This is a genomic window from Jiangella alba (genome assembly GCF_900106035.1).
Lineage (GTDB): Bacteria > Actinomycetota > Actinomycetes > Jiangellales > Jiangellaceae > Jiangella > Jiangella alba.
The window spans coordinates 1,344,696-1,366,841 of the sequence record NZ_FNUC01000003.1; the positions used below are offsets into that span (position 1 = coordinate 1,344,696).

Annotated in this window: 20 protein-coding genes; 8 read left to right on the forward strand and 12 right to left on the reverse strand. The window is 69.9% G+C overall.

Features of this window, described 5'->3' with window-relative positions:
• Positions 1–2 precede the first annotated feature (2 nt).
• Positions 3–962 (reverse strand): LLM class F420-dependent oxidoreductase, encoded by a 960-nt coding sequence (locus BLV02_RS08695; RefSeq protein ID WP_069110887.1) that lies wholly within the window; start codon positions 960–962, stop codon positions 3–5.
• A 275-nt stretch (positions 963–1,237) separates the two neighbouring features.
• Between BLV02_RS08695 and BLV02_RS35565 the strand changes: the two genes are divergently transcribed.
• The 3 genes from BLV02_RS35565 to BLV02_RS08710 are packed head-to-tail and all read left to right on the forward strand — an operon-like array spanning position 1,238 to position 4,956.
• Positions 1,238–2,548 carry a nucleotide disphospho-sugar-binding domain-containing protein gene (locus BLV02_RS35565; RefSeq protein ID WP_069110886.1) on the forward strand — a complete coding sequence of 437 codons (1,311 nt, stop codon included), beginning with the start codon at positions 1,238–1,240 and terminating at the stop codon, positions 2,546–2,548.
• 15 nt (positions 2,549–2,563) lie between these two features.
• A complete protein-coding gene (rfbA, locus tag BLV02_RS08705; RefSeq protein ID WP_069110885.1) occupies positions 2,564–3,475 on the forward strand; it encodes a glucose-1-phosphate thymidylyltransferase RfbA in 912 nt (303 codons plus the stop codon).
• Entirely contained in the window at positions 3,475–4,956 is a 1,482-nt protein-coding gene (locus BLV02_RS08710) for an MFS transporter (protein ID WP_069110884.1), read from the forward strand. Before rfbA ends, BLV02_RS08710 begins: the two co-directional genes overlap by 1 nt.
• Here BLV02_RS08710 and tsrT read toward each other — a convergent pair.
• Positions 4,906–6,564, reverse strand: a complete 1,659-nt coding sequence (gene tsrT, locus BLV02_RS08715; protein ID WP_069111134.1) for a tryptophan 2-C-methyltransferase — start codon at positions 6,562–6,564, stop codon at positions 4,906–4,908. The genes BLV02_RS08710 and tsrT overlap by 51 nt on opposite strands.
• Before the next feature lie 186 nt (positions 6,565–6,750).
• On the opposite strand from tsrT, the gene BLV02_RS08720 reads away from it, so the two are divergent.
• On the forward strand, positions 6,751–7,053 hold the full coding sequence (locus tag BLV02_RS08720) for a helix-turn-helix domain-containing protein (RefSeq protein ID WP_083288571.1): 303 nt from the start codon (positions 6,751–6,753) through the stop codon (positions 7,051–7,053).
• Here the strand turns inward: BLV02_RS08720 and BLV02_RS08725 are convergent.
• Positions 6,956–8,377: a tryptophanase gene (locus BLV02_RS08725; RefSeq protein WP_083288570.1), complete on the reverse strand. Its 1,422-nt coding sequence runs from the start codon at positions 8,375–8,377 to the stop codon at positions 6,956–6,958. The two genes, BLV02_RS08720 and BLV02_RS08725, sit on opposite strands and share 98 nt — an antisense overlap.
• A gap of 277 nt (positions 8,378–8,654) precedes the next feature.
• Between BLV02_RS08725 and BLV02_RS08730 the strand changes: the two genes are divergently transcribed.
• Positions 8,655–9,635 carry an AraC family transcriptional regulator gene (locus BLV02_RS08730; protein ID WP_069110883.1) on the forward strand — a complete coding sequence of 327 codons (981 nt, stop codon included), beginning with the start codon at positions 8,655–8,657 and terminating at the stop codon, positions 9,633–9,635.
• 283 nt (positions 9,636–9,918) lie between these two features.
• Here BLV02_RS08730 and BLV02_RS08735 read toward each other — a convergent pair whose 3' ends face one another.
• The 3 genes from BLV02_RS08735 to BLV02_RS08745 form a co-directional block, all read right to left on the reverse strand.
• On the reverse strand, positions 9,919–11,304 hold the full coding sequence (locus tag BLV02_RS08735; RefSeq protein WP_216094148.1) for a winged helix-turn-helix domain-containing protein: 1,386 nt from the start codon (positions 11,302–11,304) through the stop codon (positions 9,919–9,921).
• A gap of 524 nt (positions 11,305–11,828) precedes the next feature.
• Positions 11,829–12,749, reverse strand: a complete 921-nt coding sequence (locus tag BLV02_RS08740; protein ID WP_069110881.1) for an SMP-30/gluconolactonase/LRE family protein — start codon at positions 12,747–12,749, stop codon at positions 11,829–11,831.
• A gap of 83 nt (positions 12,750–12,832) precedes the next feature.
• Entirely contained in the window at positions 12,833–13,705 is an 873-nt protein-coding gene (locus tag BLV02_RS08745) for an IclR family transcriptional regulator (protein WP_083288508.1), read from the reverse strand.
• Between the two features lie 1,101 nt (positions 13,706–14,806).
• Here BLV02_RS08745 and BLV02_RS08750 point away from each other — a divergent pair.
• A complete protein-coding gene (locus BLV02_RS08750; protein ID WP_141711521.1) occupies positions 14,807–15,433 on the forward strand; it encodes a hypothetical protein in 627 nt (208 codons plus the stop codon).
• A gap of 14 nt (positions 15,434–15,447) precedes the next feature.
• On the opposite strand, the gene BLV02_RS08755 is transcribed toward BLV02_RS08750, so the two are convergent.
• The 3 genes from BLV02_RS08755 to BLV02_RS08765 form a co-directional block, all read right to left on the reverse strand.
• Positions 15,448–15,708, reverse strand: coding sequence for a helix-turn-helix domain-containing protein (locus BLV02_RS08755; protein WP_216094147.1), 261 nt, complete (start codon positions 15,706–15,708; stop codon positions 15,448–15,450).
• Between the two features lie 62 nt (positions 15,709–15,770).
• The gene (locus tag BLV02_RS08760) at positions 15,771–15,995 is read right to left on the reverse strand and encodes a helix-turn-helix transcriptional regulator (protein WP_069110879.1); all 225 of its coding nucleotides are present in this window, start codon (positions 15,993–15,995) and stop codon (positions 15,771–15,773) included.
• A gap of 82 nt (positions 15,996–16,077) precedes the next feature.
• Positions 16,078–16,347 (reverse strand): helix-turn-helix domain-containing protein, encoded by a 270-nt coding sequence (locus BLV02_RS08765; RefSeq protein WP_069110878.1) that lies wholly within the window; start codon positions 16,345–16,347, stop codon positions 16,078–16,080.
• Between the two features lie 89 nt (positions 16,348–16,436).
• On the opposite strand from BLV02_RS08765, the gene BLV02_RS08770 reads away from it, so the two are divergent.
• Both BLV02_RS08770 and BLV02_RS08775 read left to right on the forward strand, forming a co-directional pair.
• A complete protein-coding gene (locus tag BLV02_RS08770; protein WP_069110877.1) occupies positions 16,437–17,534 on the forward strand; it encodes a DNA glycosylase AlkZ-like family protein in 1,098 nt (365 codons plus the stop codon).
• An 872-nt stretch (positions 17,535–18,406) separates the two neighbouring features.
• Positions 18,407–18,901, forward strand: coding sequence for a DUF3145 domain-containing protein (locus BLV02_RS08775; protein WP_069111131.1), 495 nt, complete (start codon positions 18,407–18,409; stop codon positions 18,899–18,901).
• Positions 18,902–19,173: 272 nt separating this feature from the next.
• Here the strand turns inward: BLV02_RS08775 and BLV02_RS08780 are convergent, their stop codons facing one another.
• From BLV02_RS08780 to BLV02_RS08790, 3 genes are read right to left on the reverse strand one after another with little or no spacing between them, the layout of a single operon-like run.
• Positions 19,174–20,619, reverse strand: coding sequence for an acyl-CoA carboxylase subunit beta (locus BLV02_RS08780; RefSeq protein ID WP_069110876.1), 1,446 nt, complete (start codon positions 20,617–20,619; stop codon positions 19,174–19,176).
• Positions 20,619–21,878, reverse strand: a complete 1,260-nt coding sequence (gene fabF, locus BLV02_RS08785; RefSeq protein ID WP_069110875.1) for a beta-ketoacyl-ACP synthase II — start codon at positions 21,876–21,878, stop codon at positions 20,619–20,621. The genes BLV02_RS08780 and fabF overlap by 1 nt, the downstream gene beginning before the upstream one ends.
• A gap of 4 nt (positions 21,879–21,882) precedes the next feature.
• A complete protein-coding gene (locus BLV02_RS08790; RefSeq protein WP_069110874.1) occupies positions 21,883–22,128 on the reverse strand; it encodes an acyl carrier protein in 246 nt (81 codons plus the stop codon).
• Positions 22,129–22,146 lie beyond the last annotated feature (18 nt).

Genomic DNA, 22,146 nt, shown 5'->3' on the forward strand with positions numbered 1-22,146 from the left:
GATTAGGTCCCTTCCAATTGTGGCTTGACGTCCGAGGCGATCAGTTCGATCTGCTCAAGGTCCCAGACGTCGGGAAGATCGAGATAGAGGCGGGTGATGCCGGTAGCCTCGCGGTACCGCCCGATCTGGTCGACCACGTGGTTCGGCGAGCCCGCGATGACCTGCCCGAGGTCCTCGGCCTCAGATCGCAGCCACGGAAGGAACTGGCGAATCACGCCCAGGCGACGCATCGAGTCGCCGTTGGTCCTGCCGACGGCTGGCGCGACCGCGGCGGATCGGACGATCCCACCCGGGTCTCGCCCGATCGCTCGGGCGGCGGTCGCCACCCGAGCGAACTGCGCCGCCGCGTCCGCGGCACCTGCGAAGATCACGTTGAACTCGTTGGCGAAGCGGGCAGCGAGGCGCGGGGTCCTCTTCTTGCCTACGCCACCGATGATGATCGGTGGCGTAGGCGACTGGACCGGCGTACGCAAGGCCGGTGCGCCGGATAGCGTGTAGTGCTTTCCGTTGAAGTTGAATTGTGCGCCGGCAGGCGTCGTCCACAATCCGGTGATGATCTCGAGCTGTTCATTATAGAGGTCGAAGCGCTCTTCGATAGCAGGTATGGGAACTCCGTAGAGACGATGCTCTTCTTCATCGTGTCCACTGCCAAGTCCGAAATCGAGTCGACCGTGCGACATCCGGTCGACTTGAGCAGCCGAAATGGCCAGCACCGAGGGATGTCGGAGTGTCGCGGCGGTGACGAGGGTGCCAATGCGAATGGTGGTGGTCTCCCGCGCCAGGCCAGCCAGTGTCGTCCACGCGTCTGTTGGTCCGGGCCATGCCGACGGATTTGTTCGGTTGAGGTAGTGGTCCGACCTGAAGAATCCGTCGAAGCCCGAAGCTTCGGCAGTGCGCGCTGCGGCCAGCTGGTCCTCGTAGGTTCCTCCGAACTGCGGCTCGGTCAAGATCCTCAGGTCCATGTGATGATCTTAGAACTGCTCCTCGACCGCCGGTACGGGGCCGTTTTTGCCGATGCTGATGCAAACGGCGCGCGGTCAAGGCCTGGGCAAGCTGCTTACTGGCTGGGCGCGAAATTCGCCCCCTTTGAGTATTCACCCAGCGGAGGGAGGCTCATGGCGCCGGATCTACGTAAAGGGACGAGGACGGTGACTGAAATGGACCGAGGACGGTGGCTGATGCGCACGCATCGGTCGACGTGTGAACTCAACGCACGTGTTCGACAGGATTCTGCCGGATGAAGGCCCTACTCATCACCCACGGCAGCCGCGGAGATGTACAGCCGTTCGCTGCACTCGCGAGCGCGCTCGCGAGTGCCGGTCATACCTCCGTCCTCGCGGCGCCGGCGGCCTCCGCAGATCTGGGCGAGCCGTTCAGTGAGCGCGTGGTCAGGCTCCACGACGGGCCGAATGAGTTGGCGCGTGACCTGGAGGTCGTTAAAGGCCTTGAAACGGGCTTCCGCGGACTCAATGGGCGAAGACGCCTGGTGACGACTGTGCCGAAGACCCGGCGATTGGTCAGAGCCGTGCTCGACGATCTGTCATCCATGGCCCGCGATATCGTGGAGAACCGTCGGGAGTCCTTCGACGTTGTCGTCCACCATGTCAGCGGCGGTGGGCACGATGTCGCAGAGTTCCTCGGTGTGCCCTCCGTGCTGATGTGTCCGCAGCCGTACTGGGTGCCGACCGGAGCATTTCCCGACCCGTCGTTCCGATGGCGTCCACCCAGGCGGTTCAACCGAGCAACCTACATCACCAGCCGCGCGATCTGGTGGCTGTTCAGCGGGAGCAGCACCCAGTGGCGTCGAGAACGGCTCGGTCTGCGTCGTCGTCCTAGCGGGAGGTTCCGACAGGTTGACGGGTCGCCAACCACAGTGTTGCACCCATTCACCAGACGGCTCTTGCCGCGGACGACAAGTTACCCGCCATGGGTGCACACGACAGGCTTCTGGTCGCAGCCTGCCGCCGGGACCTGGGTGCCGCCGGCATCGCTGGCGGCGTTTCTGGCCACCGGTCCTCCACCGGTCTACGTGGGATTCGCCAGTACGGTGACTTCGGACCCCCACCGGTTGGCGCGCCTTGTCCGTGAGGCGGTGCGGCTGGCCAGGGTGAGGGCCGTCGTCGTCGGCGGGTGGAGCGGCATGGCTGCGCCGGACCTCGGGGGCGACATCGCGTTCGTGGACAGCGTCCCCTTCGGTTGGTTGTTTCCGCAGATGGCCGCGATCGTCCATCATGGCGGCCTTGGCACCACTGGTGAGGCGATGGCGGCCGGGCGGCCTCAGGTCGTCTGTCCATCACTGCCGGATCAGCGTTTCAACGCGCACCGGCTCTACGAGCTGGGCGTTGCCGCGCCTACGTCACGCCTGCGTGAGGTCACCGCGGAGCAACTCGCCTTGGCCATCCGGCGAGCGGCCCATGACAGGCGCTTGGCGGCTCGGGCGGAACAACTCGGACGTGAGATCCGCGGCGAGGACGGCGCGGCCGAAGCTGTTCGCATAGTCGAGGCGATCGCCACGGGTGATCGTCTGAAGTTGGTCCGCCAGAGCTAGATTGCGAGGCGTGAGGTGAAAGGAATCATCCTGGCCGGCGGACATGGCAGCCGGCTCCACCCGGTGACGTTGGGTGTGTCGAAGCAGCTCGTCCCGGTTTACAACAAACCCATGATCTATTACCCGCTGTCCGTGCTGATGCTCGCCGGAATTACCGACATTCTCATCATCACAAACCCGCAGGACAGGCCGCAGTTTGAGCATCTCCTTACCGACGGCTCGCAATGGGGAATACGACTCGACTATGCAGCACAAGATGAGCCGAGAGGGCTGGCAGATGCTTTCATCGTGGGTGCGGATCACGTCGATGGAGATTCGGTGGCGCTGATCTTGGGCGACAACATTTTCCACGGTCCCGGATTCTCCACCCTACTCTCGAGCGCCGTCAGCGAAATGAAGGGATGCGTGCTCTTCGGGTACCCAGTCGTGGATCCTGAGCGGTACGGCGTTGGCTACACCGATGAAACCGGCAATCTGATCGCGCTCGAGGAGAAGCCGCGCCATCCCACATCCAACCGCGCCATCACCGGGTTGTACTTCTATGACAGTGATGTCGTGGAGATCGCGAGTGGGCTCGAGCCGTCCGCGCGCGGAGAACTCGAGATCACCGATCTGAATCGCGTCTACCTGGACCGTGGGCTGGCCTGCTTGGTCGAGCTCGGTCGCGGATTCGCCTGGCTGGACACGGGCACACATGACTCGCTGCTCGAGGCCAGTGAGTACGTGCGCACCTTGGAGTACAGGCAAGGGCTGCGCATCGCCTGTCTCGAGGAGGTCGCGCTGCGGATGGGCTATATCGACGCCGAGCAGTGTCTGCGTCTCGGCCGGCAGCTCACCTCGTCCGGGTACGGCCGATACGTGATCGATGCGGCGCTCGCTGCCGGTGCTCGTGAGGAGATGGGGGTTGGGCCCGGACGGGGGACTTGATGGCTCCAGGCCCTCGGCAGGCGACGGCGACGCATGGACACGTCGTTCGCGCGCTCTCCGGCCTGCTGCTCGCCGTATTCGTCGTCTCGCTGTCGGGCACCGTTGTCGCCACCGCGCTGCCACGCATCATCGCCGAGCTCGGCGGCAGCCAGCGGCAGTACGCCTGGGTGGTCACGGCGACACTGCTCACGATCACAGCCTCCGGACCCATCTGGGGCAAGCTGGCAGATCGTGCGAGCAGGAGAACGCTGGTCCAGCTGGCGTTCTCGATCTTCGCTCTCGGGTCGGTCCTCGCCGGCTTCTCGCCGAACACCGAGATGCTCATCCTGTTCCGGGCGTTCGAGGGCGCGGGCATGGGTGGGTTGGGAGCTCTGGCCCCGACCGTCATCGCATCGTTGGTTGGTCCGCGGGAACGTAGCCGGTACGTGGGCTACTTCGTCGCCGTCGGGGCCATTGCGACCCTTGGCGGGCCGCTGATCGGCGGCCTCATCGTCGATGTGCCGCTTCTGGGGTGGCGGTGGTGCTTCTGGATCGTCGCACCGATCGCAGTGGCGGCCGTCTTGCTGCTTCGGCGGATGCCGGAGCTCCCGGTGGTTCGGCCAGGCTGTCGCTTTGACTGGCTGGGCGCGTTCCTCGTACCGATTGCGATCTGCATCCTGATGATCTGGGTCACGTCGGCAGGTGCCGACTTCGGCTGGCGATCGCGCATCAGCCTCGGCCTGCTCGTCGTGAGTGCGACGCTGATCGTCTGTTCTGTCTTCGTCGAGCACAGAGCGGCCGATCCACTGCTCCCGCTGTGGCTGTTGCGGAATCGCACGATGCCGATCGCTCTCTTCGCAATCACCGTCGCTGGCGCTTCCCTGGTGGTCTCGTCGGTGTTCCTTGCCCAGTACTTTCAGATCGCTCGTCGGTACTCGCCGACCGAGTCAGGACTGTTGCTGCTCCCCTTACTCGCCGCGGTCGTCGGCGCGACACTCGTGTGCGGTCGGATCACGAGCCGCACCGGCCGCGTCAAGGCGCCCCTGGTGGTCGGCGGAGCACTGAGCGTGATGGGCTTCGCACTTCTGGGTGGGGTCGACGACTCGACGTCGCTGGGGTCGTTGTGTCTGAGCATGATGATTCTCGGGCTCGGGATCGGGTCCTGCGCGCCAAACCTGGTCGTGGTGGCGCAAAATCTCCTCGACTACCCCGACCTCGGCGCCGGCACGTCCCTGCTCACGTTCTTTCAATCGTTCGGTGGAGCGGCCGGCATCTCCGTTCTGGGCGCGGTCTTCGCGTCGCAAGTATCGGATCGGGCGTCCGACCACACCGGGATCGAATACGCCTACGGTGCTGCATCCGGCCGTGTCTTCCTCATCTGCGCAGCCCTCGCTGGTGCCGCGTTCATCGCCGTCCTGTTCGTGCGGGAATCGCACGTCGCTGCCGAACAGTCAGGCGGGGACGGTGCCGCCCATGATCTCGGCGCGCAGCGGCCAGTGTGACCAGAAGGCGCCCTTGTAGCCCAGTTCCGTCAACCGCAGCAGGAACGGGTTGTCGGCGTAGTTGTTGTCCTCCGGTGTCAGGCCGGGCGCTGTCGGCAGCATGACCCGCGGGCGGTCGTGCAGCGGGACCCACTCCCACAGCAGCTCCAGGCTGGTCAGCCAGCGGTCGCCGGAGCGGGTGTTGCGTGCGCCCTCGGGCAGCGCGGGGGAGAAGTAGTAGACCGGCCGGAACCCGCCCATCGGGTCGAACATGAACTGCCGCTCGTACTCCACCCTGCTGTGGCACTGCTCCAGGGTCGACAGCAGGATCGGCGCCGTCGCGGTGTTGGACTGCAGGCCTGGGACGGCGCGCGTGCCGCCGCTGCGGGCGGCGAGGTCGCGGCCCAGCGGCGAGTACGGGAACGCGCGGAGGCCGAGCGTGAAGCCGACCACCGTCGCATCCAGCGCGAGCAGGCCGTCGACGCAGTCGTGCATGGTCTCGGCGGTCTCGCCGGGCATGCCCAGCAGCGCCTCGACCATCGTCAGCATCCCGTACTGCGTCGCCAGGTCGCACAGCCGCTGCACGTCGGCGTAGCCGTAGAACCGGGTGCCGCGGCCGGTCACCTTCCAGCCGTTCAGGACGTCGTCGCGGACGTGGTCGGGTGCCACGTTGATGCCCGCGCAGCCGGCCTCGGCCAGCAGCGCCGCGTACTCCTCGTCGAACGGCGCCGGCTGCACGTAGATCCACAGCCGGAGGTCGTGCAGCGGCGAGGACCGGTCGGTGCGCTTGCGCCGGACGATCTCGCGCAGCACCGCCTTGCTGTGCGCGATGTTGAGGTTGAACTCGCTGTCGGTCGTGTGCAGGTCGTGCACGCCCTGCGCCGTCAGCAACTCCATCTCGTCGACGACGGCGGCCTCGGCGCGGCGGGCGAACCGGTTGCCCTTCGCGTCCGGTTCGACGCAGTGCGCGCAGGCGTACGTGCAGCCGTTCTTCGTCAGGATGTTGCCCAGCCCGCCGCGCTCGTAATAGGCGAGGTTGTCGACCTTGTCCGGCCGGCCGGAGCGCCGCAGGTACGGCGTCGACCGATTCACCAGGTCGACCCGGCCGTCCGCCGTCAGCTGCGTGCGGTGCGGGATCTGCCGGACGTCGCCGCGGCCGAGGTTGATGATCAGCCCGGGCACCTTCGCCGGCGAGTCGTCGTTGGCCAGCATCGTCGCCAGCTCGACCAGCGTCATCTCGCCCGGCCCCTTGACGCCGTAGTCGATGCCGAACCAGTCGACCAGCGCGAACGGCATCGACGAGAACCCCACCCCGCCGCCCACGATCGGCGCCGTCGTCCAGCGCTGCACCTCGCGCACGATGTCGCGGTGGGAGTCGAGGAAGACGCGCTGCTCCTGCGGGTAGATCGTGTCCGTGTTCCGGAACGTCATGCCGACCAGCACCGGCCGGTGCTCACCGAAGTAGGTCGCGACGGTGTGCCGCCACCGGTCGCGCACGAGCGTCAGGTCGACCACGTCCACCTCGAAGCCGGCGGCCTCGAGCGACGTGGTGAGGATGTCCAGCGCATACGGCGTGATGGGCGGGTGCACCAGGTTCGGGTTCACCAGCGTGACGAGCGGGCGGTTCACGTACGCCTCCCCGGGGATGGAGTCGATCACTCAGAGTGACACCGGAACCAGCCCTTGGGGAGGGGGCCGATTTCGAACCATCCCTGACAAGCCGATCTGACCTGCACGTTTTCGCAAACTGGACAGGATTCTTCGTGTTCTGTCCTGGTGTGACCGCTCAGAATTCATCACGCTCGGTGTGTGAAGATGATCGTCCGCGCCGCAGGCGTGACGTCCCCCGACGACACCGTCGGCACCGTGATCCGCCAGGCTCGGCGCCGGCTCGGCTACAGCCAGTACGCCGTCGCCGACGAACTCGTGCGCATCTCCGGCAACGGCGCCCTCACCCGCGACGAGGTCGCTCGCTGGGAGCGGGGCAAACGCATCCCCGGCCCGTACTGGCGGCAGTGGATCAGCCAGGTTCTGGACGTGGGCTCGTCGGACCTGGAGCGAGCCGCCCGGGCCGCGCGGGTCGCCCGGCGGGCTCGCCGGGCGCGAGCACGGCCGTGAAGTGCCGCAGCGGCCCGGTCTGCTCGACGATCCGGTAGCCCGGGATCTCCGCCGCCTTCGCCACGACGGTGGCCGCGCTCTCGGCGACGTACTCGAGGTGGCTCCTGGTGTAGACCCGCCGGGGCAGCGCGAACCGGACCAGTTCGCGTGGCGCCGGAAGATCGTCGCCGCCATCCGACGCCGGCCGGCCGAACACCAGCGTCCCCAGCTCCGAGACCCGCACCGCGCCGGCCAGGTACAGCTCGTTGGCCAGCGCCGTCGCGGGTAGCCGGTGCGGCGGCACGTGCGGCAGCAGGGCCGCGGCGTCGACGTACACGGCGTGGCAGCCGGTGGGCTGCAGCACGGGCAGGCCGGCCTCGGCCAGCTGCTCGCCGAACCAGCGGGCCGTCTGAGCGCGATACCGCAGGTAGTCCGGGTCGGTCACCTCGAGCAGGCCCTGGGCCAGCGCCTCCAGGTCGCGTCCGGCCAGCCCGCCGTACGTCGGGAACCCCTCGACGGCGATCAACTGGTCGCGGCATCGGCGGGCCAGCTCGGCGTCGCGCAGTGCGATCAGTCCGCCGATGTTCGCCACCCCGTCCTTCTTGAGGCTCGCCCAGCAGCCGTCGGCGAGGGCGAACACCTCGCGGGCGACGTCTCGGGGCGCCCGGCCGGCGTGCGCCGGGTCGCGCTCGGTGATGAGGTAGGCGTTCTCGGCGAACCGCGACGCGTCCAGCAGCAGCGTCACGCCGTGATGGTCGCACAGCTCGCGGACCGCGGCGACGTTGTCCAGCGACACCGGCTGCCCGCCGCCGGCGTTGTTCGTCACCGTCAGCACGACACACCGCACCCGCGAGCCGCCGGGTCCGGACAGCAGGTCGCGCAGGGCGGGGACGGACAGGTCGCCGCCGAACGGCGCCGGGCCGGTCTGCTCGGCCGGGAGGTCGACGGCCTCCGCGCCGGCCGCCTCCACGCTGGCCCGCGTCGTGTCGAAATGCGTGTTCGCCACCGAGACGTCGCCGGGCCGCAGCAACCGGCCGAGCAGGATCCGCTCCGCCGCCCGTCCCTGATGCGCCGGGATCACCTCCGGGTAGCCGGTCAGCTCGCGCACCACCGTCTCGAACCGCTCGTACGACCGCGCGCCGGCATACGACTCGTCGCCGACCATGAGGGCCGCCCACTGTGCGGCTGACATCGCGCTCGTCCCCGAGTCGGTGAGCAGGTCGATGGTGATGGCGCGAGCCGGCACCCGGAACAGGTTGAATCCGGCCTCCTTCAGGGCGCGACGACGCTCGGGCACGCTGGGGAAGGGGATCGGCTCGACGGCCTTGATGCGGAACGGCTCCATGAACGCGGGCACGGATAGTCCCTTCGCACGCTGCGACTCGACGTCATCAAGTCTGTGCGACGTGAAGCGTCGCAGGTAGGGGCCAATTCGAGGACACCGACGATCTTGTGACAATTGGCCTGCATCTGTGACACTCTGCGGTCGTGACTGCCGGCTCCGACCAGCGCTATCGTGACGGAGTCTTGCCCGGCCAGGGCTGCTGACGCGCCGCACGGCATTCTCGCGGCCGAGGCTGGGTGCCCGCTCCGAGGTCGGGAGAATCCGCAGGGGACCCGCCATGATCGCACCACCGTTGCAACGGTTCGAGCTGTTCTATACCGAGGATCTCGACGACGCCCGTGACCTCGTGGGTCAGGTCTTCGTGCCTCACCGGCTGGATCTGGCTGGCGGGTGCACGAAAGTGCGCGCACGCATGCACACGAAGCGCCTCGACCGCCTCGCGGCGAATTATGTGACCTACGGTGGCGGCGTCCTCATCGAACCCGGCGAATTGGGGTCGTTCTTCGTCGTCCAGATGCCGCTGGCCGGCCAGAGCCTGGTCCGGTACGGCGGCGAAGAACTGCTGTCCACGCCCGATACCGCTTCTGTGGTCTCGCCCACGATCCCGCTCACCCAGCGCTGGTCGACGGATTGTGCGCAACTCATCCTGCGGCTGGAACGGCCGGCGCTCGAAGCGCACCTGCGCCACCTCACCGGCGCGCCGCTGCCGACACCACTTCGGTTCGACCTCGGTATGGACATCAGCACGGGATCCGGCCGCACGTGGGCGGGGCACTTCCGTCTGCTGGTCGCCGAGCTCGATCGCACCGACGGCAGCATGGTCACGAATCCTCTGGTGTTCACTGAGCTCGAGGACCTGCTCATGACCTCACTACTCGTTGCGCAGCCGCACAACTACTCGCACCTGCTGGCCGAGTCGCAGCTCAGTCCGATTCCGAACCGTGCCGTCACCATGGTCCGCGAGATGATCGAGAACCACCCCGAGTGGGAGCACACTGTCGCGAGCCTGGCCAAGATGGCCCAGGTGAGTGTACGGGCGCTCCAACTCGCTTTCCGGCAACACGTCGGCGTCACACCGCGCGAATACCTGTGGTCGGTGCGAATGCGGCGGGCGCGTGAGGAACTGCTCGCCTCCCAACGCGAGACGACGACGGTTGCCCGGGTCGTCGCCAGGTGGGGCCTGGGCCATCCCGGCCGGTTCGCCGCGTTGTACGTCAAGCAGTATGGTGAGCTGCCATCGGAAACACTGGCGCGGTGAGCGGCATAGGTGCGATCTGAGCGCGTCTACTCGACCGCCACCCCCGGGTCCTCCTGCGTAGTCCGCTGTCACCCGTCTGTGCAGGCACGGCCCGGCGACCGCATCGACGCGTCGTTGATAGCTGGTGAACCGATCTGGTCGCGATCAGCTACCCGATGTGCGGCGCGGAGGTCCGTACGACCCCGGCCCGCCTGGACTGCCGCGTGCTCCAGATGGTGCCGTCCGGGGTCGTACGCCCTGTGGGCTGCCGAGGCGGCCACGTCGCGGCCGCCTCAGCCCGGTGTCAGCCGAACAGATCCAACTGCGGCGCCAGCGTGCGCGCCTCGTCCACCAGCGACCGGACGGCGGGCAGCGCGGCCTCGACATCGGCGTCGTCGACCCGGTTGTCCCGGCCGACCGGACGGCCCAGGCTCAGCTGCCGCTGGCGCAGGAGCTCCAGGTGACCGAACCGGTCGCCGAACTGGGCGATGACCGACCGCGCGACGACGTCGCCGTCGCGGCCCGGCGCGGGCCGCAGCCCCTGCGCCGCCAGCAGTCCGCAACCCACCAGGTGTGCCGCTTGGCAGACCAGTACGAACGCCGAGCCCGCCGATGCCGCCATGACGTCCTCCGCTGCCGTCAGGTGGTGTGTGGCGAGGTCGAGATACGGTCGTGCGTCGGCGGCCGGCCCGCTGAACAACTCCAGCCGGTTGCCGGCCAGCAGTTCCGCGACCACCTCGACGCCGGCCGGCCAGCCGCCGGTCGCGACGGGCGCGCCGTCGGCCGATGCCGGCGGTGCGACGTGGACCACCGGCACGCGGCCGCGCTGGCGGGGGATGCGGATCCGTTCCGGCTGCCGGGGCCGGGACAGTGTCCGCAGGGGCAGGCGCGCGTCGTGGCCGGCCGGTACCCGGCGGGCGGCGTAGTCAGGACGTCCGATCAGTGCGAACGCGACTCGCCGGTGCAATCGCCGTTCGGCCCTGCGTGCCGCCGCTGCCAGTTCCGGCCGCCCGGGCGTGTGGTCGTCGTCGGGGGTCAGTCGCACCAGGATGACGTCGGGCTCCGGCCCGACGACGCCGGCGAACCGTTCGGCCCAGGTGCCGGTCAACGCGATGCGGGCGACGCCGGTGACCCTGCCGAACTCCTCGCCGACGATCTGCGGCACGCCGTAGGTGCCACGGATCAACTCGGTGAGCGGCCCGATCGTCGAGCGGTCGGTGGCTGCCCGCATGAGCCGGATGGCGCCCTCGTTCCGCCTGGTCAGGATGCCGGCGTCCTCGAGCAGCTTGGCTTCTTTCGACACCGACGCGAGTGAGCCGCCGGCGTGTTCGGCCAGCTCCGTCAGGCTGAAGGCGCGGTCCGGGTTCAGCAGAGTGGCCGCGAGAATGCCGGCCTGGACCCGCGATCGGAACATCGGCAGCAGCGCTGGCGTGCCCTGTGGCCGGCGGGCCGTGCCGTTCTGCGGTGCCGGCGTGACCGCCGCCGCGTGTCCCAGCCGGCTCTGACGCCGGGCCGTCGCCGCCCCGGCGTCGAGGTGTTCGGACGGGACCTCGAGAACCACCGCGAGCCATTGCCGCCACTCGCGTCGCGGCACCTGCCTGCCGCGTTCCCACCGGGCGACGCGGTCGCGGCCCATCGTGGGCTTGCCGGAGACCGCCGCGAGGCGGTCCGCAAGGGTGTACTGGCTCATGCGCAGGCGTTGCCGGGCTGAGCGGATCATCTGTCCGATGGGCTGTTCCGAGTCGCCGTGCGATTCCGCGTTCATCTCTGCACACACCTCTTTCGGAGGCACTGCTCCGGGGGTATTGCGCTGGCCTCCTGGTCGGAGATTACGGCGATCTTCGTCGCCTCGCCGGTGCACTTCGCGACGAACACTGTCCACTTTGCGAAAGTGTAGGTTCACCCCCTGATGTCGACGTTTCACCTGGTCAGCGCGATGTTGCGGGGTGGAAATTCGTCCCCTGCCCGGATCGGCCGAAGGGTCGTCACGCTGACCTCAGTGATGCGACTGGGAGTGTGCGACACGAGCCGACGGGGAATGTCTCTCGATGATGTACTGGTGGGCGGCGACGCGTCGATTCGCGAATGCCTGACGATCATCGACACCCACGGTGTGGGGACTGTTTTCGTCGTTGATTGCGCCGGGCGGTTGCCCGCGGCCATGGACCACCTCGTTCGGCAGGGACCCTCGACCGCCCGGCACGCGTATCGGCGTCAGTCCAGTTCGTACGGACGGGGCTCGAGCAGCCGTTGTGGGATGCCGTGCCGCGGGAACGACCTGGTCGGCTGCCCCTTGACCGGAGTGGTGACGACGAAGACGTCGCCGGCCAGACGGCCCTGGCGGCCATACGACGGAGCCGCCTGGGCCGCCGTCGTGATGTACAGCTCGTTGCCGTGCGGACCGCCGAACGCGCAGCTGGACACGTTCGGGGTGGGGACCGAGACGGCGCCGAGCGGGCGGCCGTCGGGGGTGTAACGGCGGACCTCGCCGGCGCCCCAGACGGCCAGCCAGAGGCAGCCCTCGCTGTCGACGGTGAGGCCGTCGGGCAGGCCGTCGCTCGCCGGGATCTCGATGAACGGCTCGGGCTCGGACGGGATGCCCGCGACGGCGTCCCACCGGTACCGATTGACCGTCTGCGCGATGGTGTCGGCGTGGTAGAACCAGCGGCCGTCGGGGCTCCAGTCGAGACCGTTGGACATGCCGATGCCGTCGGCCAGCGCCGCCGTGCTGCCGTCGGCGTCGACGCGGTAGAGCGTGCCGGTGAAGCGTGGGTCGTGTGCGGCGGTCCCAGCCACGAACCGGCCGCCGGGATCGCACTTGCCGTCGTTGAACTGGGTGGCGCGGTCGGGTTCGACCTGCTGCCAGAGCACGGGCAGATCGTTCCAGCCGGGCAGCACCAGGAGGCCGCGACGGCTCGCGAGCAGGTAGCCGCCGCCCTCGATGAGCGCCATGCTGCCCAAGGGCTCACCGATCTGGCGGTACGCGACGTCGCGGCTGGCGCGGTCCCACCGCCACAGGTGGCCGGCCGGGATGTCGACCCAGTAGAGGCTGTCGGTGGAGATGTCGTAGACGGGGCCCTCGCCGACGTCCGCGCGGCAGTGGACCAGCAGGCGCGGCTGGATCGTGTTCACCATCGTCGGTCGGCCCGTCCTCTCGTCGCGATGTCGTTCGGGGCGCGGGCCCGGACCGCCCGCCCCTGCACCACGGGCGGGCCGGGTCAGCTGCCGATGCTCTGAGAATTGGGGTCGCCGGCCAGCGCATCGGCGACCTCGGTCAGCCGGGCGGCGACCGCCGGGATGTCGCCCATCGCGAACCGGCTGGCCGGCGCGCTGACGCTCAGCGCGGCGGGCAGGCGGGTACCGAGGATCGCCACGGCGACGCAGCGGCCGTCCTCTTCGTTCTCGCCGTCGTCGATCGCGTAGCCCTGGCGTCGAATGCGGTCGAGCTCGGTGAGGAACTGGTCGGACGAGGTGATGGTACGGCCGGTGCGCGGCTTGAGATCTACCTGCTCGAGCAGCTCGGTGACCTGGGATTCGGGCAGCTGCGCGGCGATGGCCTTGCCCAGCGCGGTGCAGTACAGCGGGTCGCGGCTGCCGCTGACGCTCACCATGCGCACGGCGCGCGAGCTCTCGGCCACCTCGACGTAGCGGACGGCGGTGCCGTCGAGGACGCCCAGGTTGGTGGTCTCGCCGGTCTCGTCGCGCAATCGCTCCAGCATGGGCCGGGCGCGGTCCTGCAGGACCTCGAGGTCGCGGGACTGCATACCGACGAAGCCGAGGCCGAGCCGGTAGCGGCCGTCGCCGTCGCGCTCGACGTAGCGGTGCTTCTCCAGCGTCCACAGATAGCGGAACGCGGTGGCCTTGGCCATGCGGATGGAGCGGTGGATTTCGACGAGTGACATGGGCTCCGTCGACTCCTGGAGCACGTTGAGCATGGACACGACCCGTTCGACGGATCGATTGTTGTACTTGCGGGCCTGTTCCGGGGTCGCGGTGGCCGGATCGGGCGCGGCGTGGATATCGATGTGCTCGTCGGTGGACTCGGGGTAGAGATCGTTTGAGTTACGGCCTGCGGGCCGACTGCGTGGCATGACGCCGCCTCCATCGTTCTGGGCCTGAACCTGCAGTTTCAGAAGATACCGGAATCAAGATCATCTACCAGGGGCCAGTTTCGCGGACCCGCCACCCAGGCAGTCCTGCAGGACCCATCGCCCCGATCCGTGCCGCAGGTACCGCTGCGAACTCGCCCCCTGGCGCATGGTTTCCATAAGCATAGTGCGATTTGCCAAGTGGAGCACCAGTTTCGTTAAACAAAACACGCGGGATGATCGATCTTGTCCCCGTCCTGGGCACCTATCGGCCCGACTCGGTTCGCCATGGCGCCGACGGGGTGGCCGCCCCGCCCGTAGTTCCGGGTGACCCGTTCGACCCACGCCTGAGCCAGATCCTCGTGATCCTTGGCGTTGACCGGAGGGTCCGCAGCGGCTCTCGTACGCCTCGGCGCACGGCTGTCGGATGCGGTCCAGGTGGTTGGCTGCGCATTGACGGCCTGGAGCACCGGATCGGCGATGCCGGCGTCCTGGTCGGTGGCTGAAGCGTCGCCGGGAAAGTGTGGGGTCCTGCGTTTTGACTCGCCGCGGGCCGTGTCCGCCGGTTGATCGCGCTGCTGTCGAGGGTGACCGGCCGAGGGTGGAGGGCGGTGAACTGGGTGACGCCGCGGGCGGGGCGGCTGGCCTGGCGCTCCTGTCGGCTCCGGACGTGCTGGAGCAGTGCGTGCGCGCGTAGCGCCCGCGGCTGGGTCTCGGCACTGCCGACTGCGGCATCATCGCCTGGTGGTGACGTGGCCGATATTCGCCTGAACCGGTGGGCGTGCAGCCGAATCCGTGGCAGACTTCGAGTCGACAGACGATGAGTAGCAGTTCAGGGTGGGGTCGCATGCTGCGGCACGGGCAGCCGGTGGCGCCAGTTCGGCGGGTCACAGCACGTCTCCAGGTTGCGCATCGTCTGCGTCATAGGAGAATGGTCGATCAAGAGCCGGAGCCCGCCCGGTCACCTCGAACGAGGTGGTGAGGTGTTCGACACTCGCTCGTGATCGCACTGTCGGCTGCGACCCCGGCCAGCCGGAGACCCTGCCTGCCCACCATGCCGTGCGAGCGAGGTAACCGGACATGGCCGAGATGCCTGCGAATCCGATGTCCATCGAACTGAACGTCACCCACCGCATGCTCTGGTGGCAGACGCTCGAGGAGGACGATCTTCCCGAGCACTGGCACGTGTCCGCGGACGTGTGGAAGCTCGACGTGTGCCGCGACGAGCACCGCCACGTCGGCGACTTCGCGCTGGCCGTCGCCGATCTCAACGGCGACCGCAACCTCCTCGACAGCATCGAGCTGGGGGAGTGGGCGCTGGAGTTCATCGCCGAGACCGTCATCGACCTCGCGGAAGGAACCCTGGTCCCGGACCTGGACGACCAGATCAGCGAGGGCCTGCCGCGCATGGTCATCCTGAAGCGGTTCGAACTGGCCGAGGCGTGGCGCGGTCACGGCCTGGCCGCACCACTGATCGCGGCGGCGCTGGGGCGGTTCGCCACCACCGCGCGGCTCGCCGTCTGCCGGCTCTCGCCCGCCGACTTCCGTGCCACCGCCGCCGACCGCGTGTCCGCCGAGCTGGCCTGCCTGCGGATGGGGGCGCTGCTGGAGAGCATCGGCTTCTACCTGTGGCGCGGGGTGTACGTGGTCGACCTGCGCGATCCGGCGCTCGCCGACGCCAGCTTCGACTCGCTCGAGCGATGGGGCCCGTACAACGACCCGAGTCTGTGACGGCGGGCCGGTCGTCAGGCGGGTGGTGGCTGCTGGGTGCCCTTCAGCAGGTCGTACGGGTCGGTCTCGAGAGCTGCCGCCAGGAGGTAGAGGTTGTCCAGCGTCAGGTTCCGGGTGCCGCGTTCGACGCCGCCGGAGAACTTGCCGCGGTAGCCCATGCGGGCGTCCAGCTGTCGCTGCGTCAGTCCGAGCGCCGTGCGTCGGGCGCGCGCCGTCTCGCCGAAGGCCATGAGGAACGCGGCCTTGCGGGTCTTGACGTCGTCGTGTGCGGGCATCCCCTCACCGTCGAGGCATGATGATCGTTTCGTCGACAGACTATGGAGAGCACCCGCCGGCATCAGAGCAGATCGCGGGCGGTGACTCCCAGGGCGCGGGCGAGCCGATGGATGTTCAGCAGCGCCACGTTGCGTTCGCCGCGCTCGATCGAGCCGACGTAGGTGCGATGGAGGTTGGCGCGGTCGGCGAGGTCCTCCTGACTGAGGCCCAGCTCACGGCGGAGCTCCCGGACGCGAGTGCCGAACGCGCTGAGGGCGCGGCGCTCGTCGTCGGGAGGCTGGGGCACCCGTCTACGCTGCGGGTCGCCCCCTCCAAGATCTACAGACTATGAGTAGCATGCCCGGGTTGGGCAACTCTGCGTGAGGGTGCTATTCGGGCACAGTGGGCAGAACGGGTGGCGGGTGATCAGGCAGCAGATCGCTGGCCGAGCGCCCCAACGCCCCTGCTAGGAGGTGCACGACGAAGATCGACGGGGTCCGCTCGGCGCGCTCGAGCATCCCGACGTACGAGCGATCCAGCCCGGCGGCGATGGCCAGGGCCTCCTGGCTCAGCTCAGGCTCGGCGGCGTCGCGCAGCTCTTGCAGCCGGGCGCCGAACGCCTCGCGCAGGCCGCGGGCGTACTCCTCGGTCGTGGACACTCGTCCACGGTCGGGGGCGTGGGAACTATGGGTCGACAGACTATGGATGGCATTCTGAGGCTGTCGGTGGTGGGTGGCAGGGTGGACTCATGATCACGCGTGCGCAGGTGCTCGCCTATCGAGCCGCGGCCGGCGGGCTGTCGGGCCCGGGGTCGGTGCTGCTCACGGGCGTGCAGGACCATCCGGTGGGTGCCTCGGCGCGGCTGGCGCTGGCCCTGCGCGGGGCGTCTGCGGCCGCGCCGGATCGGGGCGTACTGGTGCATTCGGTGCGAGCTGCCATGCATGTGCACCGATCGGACGACCTCGGCCTGCTGGCCGCCGCGCTGCGCGTCGACGACGGGGCGGAGCTGGCGAAGCAGGCCATCGGCCCGTTCGGCGCCGCCCTCGGTGCCGGCTTCGGCGCCGCCGTCGACGACGTCGCCGCCGTCATGCGCCACGTCATGGCCGACGGCGTGGCGCGCACCAAGGGCGAGCTGTCCGGCGCCGTCTCACCCCGGGTCGACCGGCGGCTGGCGCCGTGGTGTCAGGGCTGCGGGGTGCATCACGTGCAGGACGCGCTGTTCCGCTACGCCACGCTGCAGGCCGCCCTCGTCATCGACGTCGAGTCGCCGAAGGTGTTCCGGTTCCGAGTGCTGTCCGCCGAGCCGGGCGACGCGTGGGCCGGGGCGCCGGCGCGGGCCGAGCTCGTCCGCCGGTTCGTCCACGCGGCCGGGCCGGTGCGTCCGGCTCACCTCGCCGCCTGGCTGGCGCTCGCGCCGGCGGCGGCGAAACGGTGGTGGTCGCTGGCCGAGCCCGACCTCGCCGACGTCGAGGTCGATGGCCGGCGTGGTTGGGTGCTCGCGGCGGACGTGCCGGTGCTCGAGGCTCCGCCGGAGCCCGGCGAGCTGCGGCTGCTCGGTCCCTACGATCCGCTCACCGAACTGGCCGACCGCGACTTCCTGCTGCCCGACCCCGCCGCCCGCCGGCAGGTCTGGGCGGCGACGGCGAACCCCGGCATCGTTCTGCGGGACGGCGAGATCGCCGGCACCTGGCGGCGCCGCACCGCCCGCGGCCGCCTCACCCTCACGGTGTCGCCGTTCGACGCGTTGCCGCCTGGTTGGGCCGACCGGCCTGGCGTCGCTGCCGACGCCGACGTCATCGGACGGTACTTCGAGGCCGAGGAGGTGCTCATCGACACTGCGAACTGAATATCGAGCCTCCGCGGCGTGGGCGGCGGATGCGAGCTCGGTGGGGACGTCCGAGGGTTCCGGCGCCGGTGGCGGATGGGCACCGGACGGGGCTGTTGCTGGGCGGACGGAGTGGCCTCTGCGGCTGGGTGGGGTCCGCTGGAACCCGCCGATGCCCGCCGGGGCGGCCGAAGAGCCTTCGGGCCGTGCCGGACCCACGAGGACGGGCCAGGCCCCCGGAACCCGGCAACGCCGGCCGGGCGGCGGGGGCGGCCGAGAGGCCGCCGGGCCGTGCCGGACCCACCAAGACGGCCGGGGCCCCGCCGGAACCCGCCCACGCCGCCCGGGCGGCCGAAGAGCCCCCGGGCCGTGCCGGACCCACCAGGACGGGCCGGGGCTCCGCCGGAACCCGCCCACGCCGACCGGGCGGCCGAAGGGCCTCGGGCCGTGGCGGAACACGTCCACGTCCGCCGGGCAGGCCGGACCGTGCCGGCCAGGACTGCCGGGGCGCGCCGGGGCGTGCCGGGAGTCAGCAGGCCAGGTCGGCCGGTCGACGCCCGCATGGAGTGCGCCGGAATCTGGCGGCGCGAGCCAGGGCCGCCGGCCGCGGCGATCGAGGCGGCCGGGGTCCATCGGGAAGCGCTCAGACTCGTCGAGGCTAGCCCGGTCCGGTCGGGAAACGCCGAAGCTCGTCGGGACGCACCAGGCCCGCGCCGGCCTGGATCGGTCGGGGCGCGCCGGGACACGCCGGGACACGCCAGGACACGCCGGGGGGAGAGGCGCGGGGAACGTGGCGGCGGGAAGGATCGTCGTGCACAATGGAGCCGTCGCAGGTTCACCTGGGCGGAACGAGGTCGCAGGGGAAGGCGTCCCTCGAACCGCAGGAGGATCCGGTGACGACACGTGGCGTTCTGTACATCCACGCCGCTACGTCGGCCTTGTGCCCACACATTGAGTGGGCAGTGGCCGGCGCTCTTGGCGTGCGCGTGAAGCTGGACTGGAGCGTCCAGCCGGCCGCCCCTGGGATGTACCGTGCCGAGCTGTCCTGGCAGGGTGCATCGGGCACCGGCGCCAAGATCGCGTCTGCGCTGCGCGGGTGGATGCACCTGCGCTTCGAGGTGACCGAGGAGCCCAGTCCGGGCTGCGAGGGCGCCCGCTACTCCTACACCCCGGAGCTCGGCGTCTTCCACGCGGTGACCGGCGTCCACGGCGACATCATGATCCCCGAGGACCGCATCAAGGCCGCCGTCGTGAAGGCGGCCATGGGCGAGGTCGACCTCGAGGAGGAGCTGCGCCGGCTGCTCGGCGCGCCCTGGGACGAGGAGCTCGAACCGTTCCGGTACGCGGGCGACGGGGCGCCGGTGCGGTGGCTGCACCAGGTCGTCTGAGCAGGCCAGCGGGCGGGGCGAAATTGATCCCCGGCAGGGCCTTCACAAGACGCCGTCTCCTCGGTATGGTCACGGTCAAGTAACACACCTCAAGACGTGGCCGCTCCGGCATCGGTGGTTGTCCCCGGCCCGGTGACCGGGAAATACAGCGGCCTCACCACGTAGTAGCGCCCCGGACCGAACGCGGTCCGGGGCGCTCCGTCGTGCGGGGTGCAACCACGCGAACTCCCGCCCCGCCAGACGGCCCTGGCGAGGCGGGAGGGTTGGGGTGATCAGAGGGGAATGTTGCCGTGCGCGCCGCGCCGCTCGGGTGCGTCGGCGATGGCGCGGGCGAGCGCGGAGCGGGTCTGCTCGGGCGTGACGATCTCGTCGATGACCCCGAGCTCCTGGGCGCGGTCGAGGCCGCCGGCGATGCGGGCGTGCTCCTCGGCCAGCTCCGCCTCGACCCGCGGCCGCACCTCGGGCTCGACCTCGGCCAGCTTGCGCCGGTGCAGGACGCGGACGGCGGCGACGGCGCCCATGACGGCGACCTCGGCGGTCGGCCAGGCGAAGACGCGCGTGGCGCCGAGGGCACGTGAGTTCATCGCGATGTACGCGCCGCCGTAGACCTTGCGGGTCACCAGCGTCACCCGCGGCACGGTCGCCTCGGCGAACGCGTGCAGCAGCTTCGCGCCCCGCCGGACGACGCCGTCCCACTCCTGGCCGACGCCGGGGAGGTAGCCGGGGACGTCGACGATCACGAGGAGGGGCACGCCGAAGGCGTCGCACATGCGGACGAACCGGGCGGCCTTCTCGGCGGACGTGGAGTCGAGGCAGCCGCCGAGGCGCAGCGGGTTGTTCGCGATGACGCCGACGGTGCGGCCGCCGAAGCGGCCCAGGGTGGTGGTGATGTTCGGCGCCCACCGCGGGTGCAGCTCGATGCCGGTGTCGTCGTCGAGGACGTCGGCGACGATCGGGTGGACGTCGTAGGCGCGCTTCGCCGACTCAGGGAAGTGCACGCCGAGGTCGCGGTCGGCGACGGAGGAAACCTCCAGCGACCCCTGTGCGCCGAGCAGCGCGGCGAGGTCACGCGCGCGGTCCAGCGCCTCGCGCTCGGTGCTGGTGACGACGTGGACGACGCCGGAGCGGCGGCCGTGCGGCTCGGGCCCGCCGAGGCGCAGCATGTCGACGTCCTCGCCGGTGACCGAGCGGACCACCTCGGGGCCGGTCACGAAGACCCGGCCCTCGGGCCCCATGATGACGACGTCGGTGAGCGCCGGCCCGTACGCGCCGCCGCCGGCGGCGGGACCGAGCACGACGGACAGCTGGGGTACGACCCCCGACGCGCGGGTCATGACGGCGAAGATCTGCCCGACGGCGTGCAGGGAGAGCACGCCCTCGGGCAGCCGGGCGCCGCCGGAGTGCCACAGCCCGATGATCGGGACGCCGTCGGCCAATGCCCGCTCGTACGCGTCGACGACGACCCGGCAGCCGTCGGCGCCCATCGCGCCGCCCATGACCGTGGCGTCGGAGCAGAACGCGACGACCGGGGCGCCGTGCACCGTGCCGACGGCGGCGAGCATGCCGCTGAGGTCGTCGGCGCTGATCAGCTCCAGCGAACCCTCGTCGAACAGCGCCCCGAGCCGGTGCTTCGGGTGCCGCGGGTCCTCGTCCCGCGGCGGCTTGGCCGTCGCGGCGGCGGAGCTGGACGATGCCGAACGATCCGCCAGAGCCGTCATCAGGTCCTCCTGAAGGCCAGGACGACGTTGTGCCCGCCGAACCCGAACGAGTCGTTCAGCGCGGCCAGCGGACCGTCGTCGAGCTTTCGCGGGGTGGTGCGGACGATGTCGAGGTTGATGTCGTCGTCGACGTCGTCGACGTTCGCCGTGGGCGGCACCAGGCCGTGGTGCAGCGTGAGCACCGTGGCCAGCGACTCGACGGCGCCGGCGCCGCCGAGCAGGTGCCCGATCATCGACTTCGGCGCGGTGACCGGGATCGACGACGTGCGGTCGCCGAAGACGGCGTTCAGCGCCACCGACTCGGCGGCGTCGCCGGTCGGGGTGGACGTGGCGTGGCAGTTCACGTGCGCGATGTCGTCGGGCGACAGGCCGGAGTCGGTCAGCGCCTTGCGGATGGCCGTGATGACGCCGCGGCCGGTCGGCTCGGGCTGGGCGATGTGGTGGGCATCGGCGCTCATGCCGGAGCCGGCGATCTCGGCGTAGACGCGGGCGCCGCGGGCCGCGGCGTGCTCGGCCGACTCCAGCACCATCAGCGCGCCGCCCTCGCCGAGGACGAAGCCGTCGCGGTTCTTGTCGAACGGGCGGCTGACGGCCGTGGGGTCGTCGCTGCGCTTGGACAGCGCCATCATGTTCGCGAACGCGGCGATGGGCAGCGGCGAGATGACCGCCTCGGTGCCGCCGGCGACCACGACGTCGGCCCGGCCCAGCCGGATCATGTCGACGGCGTAAGCGAGCGCCTCGGCGCCGGACGAGCACGCGCTGACGGGCGTGTGCGCGCCGGCCTGCGCCTGCAGCTCGATGCTGACGTTCGCGGACGGGCTGTTCGGCATCAGCATGGGGATGGCCAGCGGCGACACCCGGCGCGGGCCGGACGCGAGCAGCTGGTCGTAGTTGGACAGCAGCGTCGTGAGCCCGCCGATGCCGGAGGCGCAGACGACGCCGACGCGGTCGGGGTCGAGTCCCGCCTCGCTGGCCTTGCCGGAGAATCCGGCGTCGGCCCACGCCTGGCGGGCGCAGATGATGGCGAACTGGGCCGAGCGGTCCAGCCGCCGGGCCTCGACGCGGGGGAGGACCTCGGAGGGGTCGACGGCGACCGGCGCACCGATCTGCACCGGCAGGTCGGCGACCCACTCCTGGGTCAGCTTGCGTACGCCGGATCGACCGGCGAGCAGGGACTCCCAGGTCGACGCTACGTCGCCCCCGACGGGCGTGGTGGCGCCGAGCCCGGTGACGACGACTCGTGCCTGGGATTGCGACATCTGCTTACGACCCTGCCTTCTCGATGAACGTGACGGCGTCGCCGACGGTGGCCAGGTTCTTGACCTCTTCGTCGGGGATCTTCACGTTGAACTTCTCTTCGGCCGCGACGACCACCTCGACCATCGACAGCGAGTCGATGTCGAGGTCGTCGGTGAAGGACTTCTCGAGCTGCACGTCCTCGGCGGGAACGCCGGTGATCTCGTTGACGATCTCGGCAAGACCCTCGCGGATCTCCTCGGTGGTGGCCATGTCTGTCGTTCTCCTCGT

Coding starts and splice junctions, on each gene's coding strand:
- BLV02_RS08770 (WP_069110877.1), top strand. CDS start 16,437: ATGATCACGCGTGCGCAGGTGCTCGCCTATCGAGCCGCGGCCGGCGGG.
- fabF (WP_069110875.1), bottom strand. CDS start 21,878: ATGTCGCAATCCCAGGCACGAGTCGTCGTCACCGGGCTCGGCGCCACC.
- BLV02_RS08730 (WP_069110883.1), top strand. CDS start 8,655: ATGATCGCACCACCGTTGCAACGGTTCGAGCTGTTCTATACCGAGGAT.
- BLV02_RS08745 (WP_083288508.1), bottom strand. CDS start 13,705: ATGCCACGCAGTCGGCCCGCAGGCCGTAACTCAAACGATCTCTACCCC.
- BLV02_RS08720 (WP_083288571.1), top strand. CDS start 6,751: ATGATCGTCCGCGCCGCAGGCGTGACGTCCCCCGACGACACCGTCGGC.
- BLV02_RS08790 (WP_069110874.1), bottom strand. CDS start 22,128: ATGGCCACCACCGAGGAGATCCGCGAGGGTCTTGCCGAGATCGTCAAC.
- BLV02_RS08710 (WP_069110884.1), top strand. CDS start 3,475: ATGGCTCCAGGCCCTCGGCAGGCGACGGCGACGCATGGACACGTCGTT.
- BLV02_RS35565 (WP_069110886.1), top strand. CDS start 1,238: ATGAAGGCCCTACTCATCACCCACGGCAGCCGCGGAGATGTACAGCCG.
- BLV02_RS08735 (WP_216094148.1), bottom strand. CDS start 11,304: ATGAGCCAGTACACCCTTGCGGACCGCCTCGCGGCGGTCTCCGGCAAG.
- BLV02_RS08780 (WP_069110876.1), bottom strand. CDS start 20,619: ATGACGGCTCTGGCGGATCGTTCGGCATCGTCCAGCTCCGCCGCCGCG.
- BLV02_RS08695 (WP_069110887.1), bottom strand. CDS start 962: ATGGACCTGAGGATCTTGACCGAGCCGCAGTTCGGAGGAACCTACGAG.
- BLV02_RS08750 (WP_141711521.1), top strand. CDS start 14,807: ATGTCCATCGAACTGAACGTCACCCACCGCATGCTCTGGTGGCAGACG.
- BLV02_RS08740 (WP_069110881.1), bottom strand. CDS start 12,749: ATGGTGAACACGATCCAGCCGCGCCTGCTGGTCCACTGCCGCGCGGAC.
- BLV02_RS08755 (WP_216094147.1), bottom strand. CDS start 15,708: ATGCCCGCACACGACGACGTCAAGACCCGCAAGGCCGCGTTCCTCATG.
- BLV02_RS08725 (WP_083288570.1), bottom strand. CDS start 8,377: ATGGAGCCGTTCCGCATCAAGGCCGTCGAGCCGATCCCCTTCCCCAGC.